The organism is Parafrankia sp. Ea1.12 (genome assembly GCF_900465275.1).
Taxonomy (GTDB): domain Bacteria; phylum Actinomycetota; class Actinomycetes; order Frankiales; family Frankiaceae; genus Parafrankia; species Parafrankia soli.
Genome location: NZ_UBIZ01000350.1, coordinates 1 through 7,885, shown reverse-complemented (window position 1 = coordinate 7,885; position 7,885 = coordinate 1). Strand labels below are relative to the sequence as shown.

The following is a 7,885-nucleotide window of genomic DNA, read 5'->3' as shown; positions in this document are numbered from 1 at the left end:
TTCGTCTCGGGCGGGGTGAGCCCCGCGTCGGCGATGGCCGCGAGACAGGCGTCCAGGGTCAGATCGATCGCGGGCCGGTTCAGCCGCCGCCCGGACGCGGACCGCCCGATGCCGGAGACGATCGCCCGGCGCTCGATGTTCATGACGTCAGCGCTCATGGGACCGGCCGGAACATCGGTACGAACACGTCCCCTCGTTGCTCGAAGGCCACCTCGACCTCCATGCCGGTCGTGACCGCCTCGACGTCGCAGTCGACCAGGTTGGTCAGCAGGCGCAGGTCGGGCTGCTCGGCGAGGACCACCCGGGCCACGACGTAGGGCGGCTCGTACCCGGGCACCCACGGGCGGCGGACGACCGTGTAGGTCTCGACGGTGCCGCGGCCCGAGACCGGCCGGGACCCGATCGAACGGGAATAGCAGCCGGGGCAGATCGGCGCCGGCGGGTGGAACAGTCGTTCGCACGCGGTGCAGGCGCTGATCAGGAGCTGCCCCTGGGCACCTCCATGCCAGAAGTCGCGGCTGTCGTCGTCGACCACGGGTATGGGCCTGTCCTCGCCGGTCAGAGGATCGCCCCGCCGGCTTTGAGGTCGCCGATCTCGTCCCACGAGAGGCCGAGGTCGAGGAGTACGGATTCGGTGTGCTCACCGTGTTCGGGGGCACGGCTGGGCTGGCTCGGCCGCTGGTCGAACTGCACCGGCGTGGCCACCAGCGGCAGGGAATGGCCGTTGCCGAGATCGACGTCGGCGAACAGGCCGTTGGCCTTCACCTGGGGGTCCTCTGCGAGCTCGTGGGGGTACTGGCTGGGCGCCCACTCCCCGTCGAACTCCGCGAGGACGGCCCGCCATTCGTCGAAGGTGCGTTCGGCGAAGACGCCCTCGAGCCACTCGACGCACTCCCGGGCGTTGCGGCGGCGGGCCTCCATGTCCACGAACCGGGGGTCGTTCGCCGCGGCCGGCTGACCGATGCTCTTGCACAGGTGTGGCCAGTAGCGGTCGGGAGCGAGCATCTGCAGGACGATGACCCGGCCGTCGGCCGTGCGGTACGGCAGCATCAGCGGATTCGAGGCCTCGTACCGGCTCCGGGCGGCGACCGGCCCGCCGGGGCCGTTGAGGGTGGCGTTCATGAGATCCATCTGGACCTGCCACATTCCGGACGCCAGCAGCGAGGCGTCGACCGTGGATGGTTCGCCGGTCGTCGACCGGTGGTACAGCGCCGCGCTGATGGCACCGGCGATGCTCAGCCCGCCGACCACGTCCCCGAACGCCGGGCGGGGCATGGCAGGCCAGGGCGCGTCGGGGGCGGTGAAGATCTGCTGCATTCCGCTGCGGGCCCAGTAGGCGCCCGCGTCGTACCCGCCCCGGCCGGCGTCGGGCCCCTGGGCGCCGAACGCGGTACCCCGTACGTAGATCACCGCGGGATTGTCGGCCCGGACGTCGGCCAGCTCGAGGTTCAGCCGGGCGCGGGTGTCCGCGCGCAGGTTGGTCACGAAGACGTCGCTCGCGGCGATGAGCCGGGACAGCAGCTGCCGGCCGGCCGGATTCTTCAGATCCAGGGCGACGGATCGCTTGCCCCGGTTCGTGGCCTGGAACTGGACGTCCACGCCGTGCCACAACTTGTGTAAACCGGCTGTGACCAGGCCGCGGTAGGGATCACCGGTCTCGGGGTGCTCGATCTTGATGACCTCGGCACCCCACTCGGCGAGCACGGCCCCCGCCATCGGGACGAACACGTGCGAGGCGACTTCCAGGATGCGCGCCCCGGCGAGCGGCGCCGGGCTCACGCCGTTCTGCCGGGCTGGTGCGCGTGCGCGAACTGGCCGACCGTGGTCAGCCGGCGCTCCACGGTGCCCCGCGAGACGATCGAGATGTCGTGGCCGGCGGCCTCCTTGCGCAGCGCGCCGACGGTGCACCGCTCGCGCGGCCGGATCGGGAAGGGATCGAAGGAGTACACCTGCATCGCGTTGCGATGAGTGATCTTGTCCACCTGCAGGTCGGTCAGTCCCGCCACGGCGTCGATCACCACTTCGGGTGAACGTGGCCAGGTGCTGTCGGAGTGGGGGTAGTCGCACTCCCAGGTGACCATGTCCTCGTTCATCCGGTCGAGGTTGGCCACACCGAAGTCGTCGACGATGAAGCACGTGACGACATGGTCACGGAAGATCTCGCTCGGCAGGCGGCCGCCGAGCTCGGGGCGGGTCCAGGCACGGTGCTGCTTGTAGGTGTAGTCGGCCCGCTCCAGGAAGTACGGGATCCAGCCGATCCCGCCCTCCGACAGGGCCACCTTGAGGTTCTTGAACTTCTGGAAGATGGGCGACCAGACGAGGTCCGCGGCGGTCGGGAAGGTCTTGATGGCGGCGCAGGTGATCTCGACGTTCATCGGGGCGTCGGGTGCCGTGACCACGCCGATGGCGCCTGACCCGATGTGCACGCAAACGACCGTCTCGGTCTCCTCGCATGCCGCCCAGAACGGGTCCCAGTGATCGCTGTGCAACGACGGGAGGCCGAGGGCGTAGGGGTTCATCGAGAAGCTGACCGCATGGGAGCCCTTGGCCGCCGTCCGGCGGATCTCCTTCGCCATCAGCTGGGGGTCCCACAGCGGCGGGATCGAACAGGGGATGAACCGGTCCGGATACGCGCCGCACCAGGCGTCGATGTGCCAGTCGTTGTAGGCGGTGAGGACGGCAAGGGCCAGGTCGGGGTCCTGGTCGGCCCGGCTGGCGAAGAACTGACCGCAGAAGCGGGCCATCGACGGGAAGTTCAGGGAGGCGAGCACGCCGTTGGCGCTCATGTCCTTGACCCGCTCGTGGACGTCGTAGCAGCCCCGTCGGATCTCCGCCAGCCGTGCCGGCTCCAGGCCGTACTCCTCGGGCGGGCGGCCGGCCACCGCGTTCAGGCCGGAGCTGCGGGCCTCGCCCTCGCCGAACACCCACTTGTCGCTCACCTCGTCCGAGACGAGCCGGGGCGCCCGGTCGGCGTACTTCGCCGGGATGAAGCCCTCGAACATGTCGGGGGGCTCTATCACGTGGTCGTCCACGCTGATAAGGATCAAGTCGTCCATGTTCATGGGGCCTCCCCAGTTGCTTCCCGTTGCGGCATTCGAGGCAGCGGTGCCCTGTAGGTTCCATCATCGGGCCCCGTGCCCTGGCCGTCTTTGCGGGTTCGGCCAAGTCCTTGCCCGTTTCGGCCGGGCGGTCGTGGCCCCGGTAATCCCGCCGTGTCTTTCCGGTGGCTGGTCTGGGACTGTCCGCGATGTTTTTCGCCGTGCGGCGGGCCTCCGCCGTGCGGAGAGGCGGCCAAATCGGTCGCCGACGGTGAGGGCGAAAGCACCGAACTGTCAGCCGCGGACGCGCTGGCGGTAGGCGGTGGGAGTCTCTCCGGTGTACTGGCCGAAGGCCCGGGTGAATGCGCTCACGCTCTGGAATCCGACGGCGAGGGCGATCGTGATTATGGTCTGGTTCTGGCTGTCCTGAGCGAGTAGCGCCATGGCCTTGAGTAATCGGCTCTCGAGGAGGTACCGGCGCCAGGACATGCCGGTCGCGGCGAGAAACGCCCGGCGTAACGACCGTTCCGACGTCCCGATGGCCGCGCACAGCTGGGGTAGCGAGACGTCGGTCAGGTGTTTGTTGGTGTAGTCCATGGCGGCGGCGACGAGCGGGTCGGGAGTGGTCGGCAGGCACAGCGGGGTCTCGTGGTCGAGCCATTCGACGACGAGGTGGGCAAGGGCGTCGAAGAAGGCCTCCGCCATGGGCTCCGTCGCCGTCCTCTTGATCGGCCATCTCCTGGCGTACAGGACCATTTCCCGGATCACCGGAGCAGCGGCGAGTATCCGGACCCGATCACCTGCCGACAGGCCCATCACCGGGTCGAAGAACACCGAGACGGCCTTGACGTTGCTCCAGGTGCTGCAGTGGATCGTCCCGGCCGGAATCCACACGGCCTGTTGCGGCGGAAGAAGGTAGCGTGCCGTCGCGGTCTCGACCTCGACGACCCCCTCGAACGCGTACTCCATCTGGTGCAGGTCGTGGGAGTGCCACCCGGTGACCACTTCGTCCCTGACCTCGAGCGTGTACGTGCCGGCTCGGATGACTGGCCCCCCCTCACCCTCACAGCGGACGTTGGCCGAAACGGGCAAGGTTGGGGAGGTAGCCGCGGCAGGCGTCATGGGGTGACGGTAGTCCAGTGGCGGGAGCGCGCCAAGGTGACCGCAAGTAGCACGAATCTGGCCGGATGCGCAAAGACGGCCACCGCGGTGCCGCCGATGATGAACCGCAGGGCGCCGCCGGCGAACCCACCGAGCGGATGGCCGCGGCTCGCGGCGCCGGCCATCGCGATTCTCCCGTGCGAGAGGGGCCTGGCAATGCTGCTCGGTCGTGCACTGATGGGCGACACCTCGTGCTTCGGCGAGGTGGTGGATGATCGCTTCCACCTCCTCTCCGGCGGCATGCTGGAGGGGTACCGCCGTGTCGGGCGGTCCCTGCCGCTTGCGGATCTTGTGCTCGGCGCGCCCCTGACCGGCGTCCGGCTCATCGCCGTGATGGGCGGCTTCCTCGAACCGGGCACGTCGCGCCCGCCGGGGATCCAGCCGATGTGGGTGCCCAAGGCGTGCGGGTTCGTCGGTGGCGACCGCGCGCAGATCCGGGTGCCCGCGGCGCTGACCGGGGCAGTGCAGATGGAGGCCGAGCTCGCCGTCGTCGTCGGCCGCCCGCTGCGCGGCGCGTCACCGGCCGAAGCGGCCGAAGCCATCTTCGGCTGGACCGTCTTCAACGACGTCACCGCGGCCGAATATGTGGCGCCCGGCCTGTGGGCGACGGCGAAGTCGATCGACGGGTTCGCGTCGTGGGGCCCGTGGATCCGGCGGGATCTCACCGAACGGCGCGTCCTCGAAGGGCTGGCGATCACCGGGACCCTCAACGGGAGCAAGGTCCAGTCGGGAGACACCCGGTATTTCAGGTTCGCGCCGAGCGAGATCCTGAGCCACATCAGCCATCGGATCAGCCTCTTCCCCGGCGATGTCGTCACGCTCGGAACGCCACCGCCGGCCGTTGACGCCGCCGCCGGCGACCACATGGTGTGCGAGGTGGAGGAGGTCGGCGTCCTGACCAACCAGCTGCTCGCCGCCGGGAGCGAGCAATGACCGGAGGAGTCCGCCCCGGCCGACGCCAGCCGGAGACCGGGTTAGACGAGGAGGGGCTGTGACGACGGAGCAGGCGGCGGGGCCGGCGCTCGATGTGCGGCGTCGGCTGTACGAGCTGATGACGCTCATGAAGGCGGCCGACGATCGGCTGAGCAAGGGGATCGCCTCGGGCGAGCTGCAGTGCGTGTACTGGCCCTCACGGGGCCAGGAGGCGATCGCCGCGGCGGTGGGCGTGGTCCTCCGCCTGGACGATCAGCTGGTCACGACGTACCGCGGACTGCACGACCTGATCGGCAAGGGCGTGCCGCTGGTCGAGATCTACGGCGAGATGCTGGGCCGCCAGGTCGGCTCCGGCCGCGGCAAGGGCGGGACGATGCACATCGCGCATCCCGACTCCGGCCTCATGATGTCGACGGGGATCGTGGGCGCGGGGCCCCCGGTTGCGGTCGGGCTGGCCATGGCCGCACGGCGCAAGGGCCTCGACCGGGTGACGGTCGCCAGCTTCGGTGACGGGGCCACGAACACCGGTTCCTTCCACGAGGCGGCGAACATGGCGGCGCTGTGGGACCTGCCGCTGGTGCTGGTCTGCCAGAACAACCAGTACGCCGAGATGACGCCGACCGGGCACACGATGAAGATCGCCCAGGTCGCGGACCGGGCGGCCGGCTACGGGATGCCGGGCGTCCGCGTCGACGGCAACGACCCCCTCGCCGTCGTCGCCGCGCTGGAGGAGGCCGTCGAGCGGGCGAGAGCCGGCGCCGGCCCAACGCTCCTGGAATGCGTGACGTTCCGGTTCCGCGGCCACTACTTCGGCGATCCGATGAAGTACATCCCGACGGAGCAGATGGACGCGGCGATCGCGGCTGATCCGCTCCCGCGTTTCCGGTCACGTCTGTTGGACGACGGGGTCTGCGGTGCGCGGGAGCTCGACGAGATCGAGACGGCCGCCGTCTCGGCGGTCGACGAAGTGCTGGCCGCCGTCCTGGCCGCGCCCGCCGCGGCACTCGACGAGCTGGACCGGGACGTGTACGCCGATCCGCGCAACTGCCCCGCGTAGCGCGACCCCCTGTAACGCGCGCTTAGAACGTGCATTCCGTATCGAACGTGGCCTGGCAATGAGGTGGACGTGGACGAACGACGGATGACGATGCGCGAGGCGTTGAACCTCGCCCTGGACCAGGCGCTGGAGCGTGACGAGCGCGTCTTCCTGATCGGCGAGGACATCGCCGACCCGGGGGCATCCGGCCCGACCGCCGGGCTGTCGAGCAGGTACGGCACCGAGCGGGTGCTCGACACGCCGATCTCCGAGGCGGCGATCGTGGGCGCGGCCATCGGAGCCGCGATGGAGGGCTTCCGTCCGGTGGCCGAAATCATGATCATGGACTTCATCGGGATAGCCGCCGACCAGATCATCAACCACGCGGCGAAGATGCGGTTCATGACCGGGGGGCGGACAACCGCGCCCATCACCGTGCGCACACAGATCTACGGCGGACTCGGCACCGGCGCCACGCACTCGCAGTCGCTGGAGGCGTGGTTCATGCACATTCCCGGGCTGAAAGTCATCGTTCCCTCGACGCCGCGCGACGGCAAAGGCCTGCTCACGTCCGCGATCTTCGACGACGACCCGTGCATCTTCCTGGAGACGATCCGCCTGCAGGGCCAGCGTGGAATGGTGCCAGTCGACCCGGGATTCTCGATCCCGCTCGGCCAGGCGGACGTGAAGCGTGCCGGCACCGACGTAACGTTGATCAGCTACGGCCGGGGGGTCGTCGAGTCGCTCGGCGCGGCGGACGCGCTCGCGCGCCAGGAGATCAGTGCCGAGGTACTCGATCTGCGTACCCTCGTTCCGCTCGACACGGCGGCGATCATCGAATCGGTGCACCGCACAACGCGAGCGGTGGTGGTGCACGACGCCGTGCAGTTCGCCGGCCCCGGAGCGGAGATCGTCGCCATTCTTCAGCGCGAGCTCTTCGACCGGCTCTCGGCGCCGGTGGAACGGGTGGGTGCCCGGTTCGTGCCGAACCCGGCCCCGCCGGCGCTGGAGTCGCAGGTGTACCCGAATTCCGAAAAGATCATCGCCGCCGTCCACCGGACGCTGCGGTGGAAAACCACCAGGGAAGGTGCCCGTGGCTGACTTCACGATCCGCATTCCACGCGTATCGGTCGCGATCTCGGAGGCGGAGCTGCTCGAGCTTCTCGTGGAGGAGGGGGCGCGCGTGGAGGAGGGCGACCCGCTGTTCGTCATCGCGACGGACAAGGTCGAATCCGAGGTGCAGGCCGGCGCGTCCGGCACGGTGCACTGGAGCGGCGCGGTGGAGACCGTCTACGAGATCGGTGCCGAGATCGGGACGATCAGCGCGTCCAGCTGACGCCGGAACCGATCGGCTGACGCCGGCACAGACCAGCTGAGGCCGGCGCTGAGAGGAGGTTGATGTCGATGGCCGTCACCGACGACCGCCGGGCCGACGCTGCCCGTGACGTCCCGTTCGCCATGCGGGACCCGTTACACGTACCACGTGAGCGCTATTATGACCGAACCTTCTTCGAGCTCGAGAAGGAATACCTGTGGCCGAGGGTCTGGCAGATGGCCTGCCGGCTGGAGGAGATCCCGCGGCCCGGCGACTTCGTCGAGTACGAGATCTGCGACCAGTCGATCCTGGTGGTGCGGCAGCCCGATCTTTCGGTCAAGGCCTTCCACAACGCCTGCCGACACCGGGCTACCCAGCTGTGTTCGGGTTCCGGGCGGCTGC

The 7,885-nt window shown here is 69.3% G+C and carries 10 protein-coding genes and 1 pseudogene; 5 read left to right on the top strand and 6 right to left on the bottom strand.

Annotated elements, in window-relative coordinates; translation table 11 throughout:
* From FMEAI12_RS38405 to FMEAI12_RS36670, 6 genes and pseudogenes are all read right to left on the bottom strand, one after another.
* A pseudogene (locus FMEAI12_RS38405) lies at nt 1-251 on the bottom strand (thiolase family protein); the annotation flags it as partial.
* Nucleotides 155-562 carry a Zn-ribbon domain-containing OB-fold protein gene (locus FMEAI12_RS19545; protein ID WP_112107179.1) on the bottom strand — a complete coding sequence of 136 codons (408 nt, stop codon included), beginning with the start codon at nt 560-562 and terminating at the stop codon, nt 155-157. The pseudogene FMEAI12_RS38405 and the gene FMEAI12_RS19545, both read right to left, overlap by 97 nt.
* Entirely contained in the window at nt 559-1,779 is a 1,221-nt protein-coding gene (locus tag FMEAI12_RS19540) for a CaiB/BaiF CoA-transferase family protein (protein WP_112107174.1), read from the bottom strand. The genes FMEAI12_RS19545 and FMEAI12_RS19540 overlap by 4 nt, the downstream gene beginning before the upstream one ends.
* Complete coding sequence (locus FMEAI12_RS19535; protein ID WP_071060122.1) at nt 1,776-3,062, bottom strand: amidohydrolase family protein; 1,287 nt, start codon at nt 3,060-3,062, stop codon at nt 1,776-1,778. The genes FMEAI12_RS19540 and FMEAI12_RS19535 overlap by 4 nt, the downstream gene beginning before the upstream one ends.
* Before the next feature lie 270 nt (nt 3,063-3,332).
* Complete coding sequence (locus tag FMEAI12_RS19530; protein ID WP_112107176.1) at nt 3,333-4,043, bottom strand: helix-turn-helix transcriptional regulator; 711 nt, start codon at nt 4,041-4,043, stop codon at nt 3,333-3,335.
* A gap of 113 nt (nt 4,044-4,156) precedes the next feature.
* Nucleotides 4,157-4,324: a hypothetical protein gene (locus FMEAI12_RS36670; RefSeq protein ID WP_160144298.1), complete on the bottom strand. Its 168-nt coding sequence runs from the start codon at nt 4,322-4,324 to the stop codon at nt 4,157-4,159.
* A gap of 31 nt (nt 4,325-4,355) precedes the next feature.
* On the opposite strand from FMEAI12_RS36670, the gene FMEAI12_RS19525 reads away from it, so the two are divergent.
* From FMEAI12_RS19525 to FMEAI12_RS19505, 5 genes are all read left to right on the top strand, one after another.
* Nucleotides 4,356-5,132 carry a fumarylacetoacetate hydrolase family protein gene (locus FMEAI12_RS19525; RefSeq protein ID WP_112107172.1) on the top strand — a complete coding sequence of 259 codons (777 nt, stop codon included), beginning with the start codon at nt 4,356-4,358 and terminating at the stop codon, nt 5,130-5,132.
* Between the two features lie 118 nt (nt 5,133-5,250).
* The gene (locus FMEAI12_RS19520; RefSeq protein ID WP_368672090.1) at nt 5,251-6,189 is read left to right on the top strand and encodes a thiamine pyrophosphate-dependent dehydrogenase E1 component subunit alpha; all 939 of its coding nucleotides are present in this window, start codon (nt 5,251-5,253) and stop codon (nt 6,187-6,189) included.
* An 84-nt stretch (nt 6,190-6,273) separates the two neighbouring features.
* Nucleotides 6,274-7,269 carry an alpha-ketoacid dehydrogenase subunit beta gene (locus FMEAI12_RS19515; protein WP_083390743.1) on the top strand — a complete coding sequence of 332 codons (996 nt, stop codon included), beginning with the start codon at nt 6,274-6,276 and terminating at the stop codon, nt 7,267-7,269.
* The gene (locus tag FMEAI12_RS19510; protein ID WP_041255984.1) at nt 7,262-7,504 is read left to right on the top strand and encodes a biotin/lipoyl-containing protein; all 243 of its coding nucleotides are present in this window, start codon (nt 7,262-7,264) and stop codon (nt 7,502-7,504) included. The genes FMEAI12_RS19515 and FMEAI12_RS19510 overlap by 8 nt, the downstream gene beginning before the upstream one ends.
* A 68-nt stretch (nt 7,505-7,572) precedes the next feature.
* The coding region (locus tag FMEAI12_RS19505) for a Rieske 2Fe-2S domain-containing protein (protein WP_146776732.1) at nt 7,573-7,885 on the top strand (313 nt) is incomplete at its 3' end.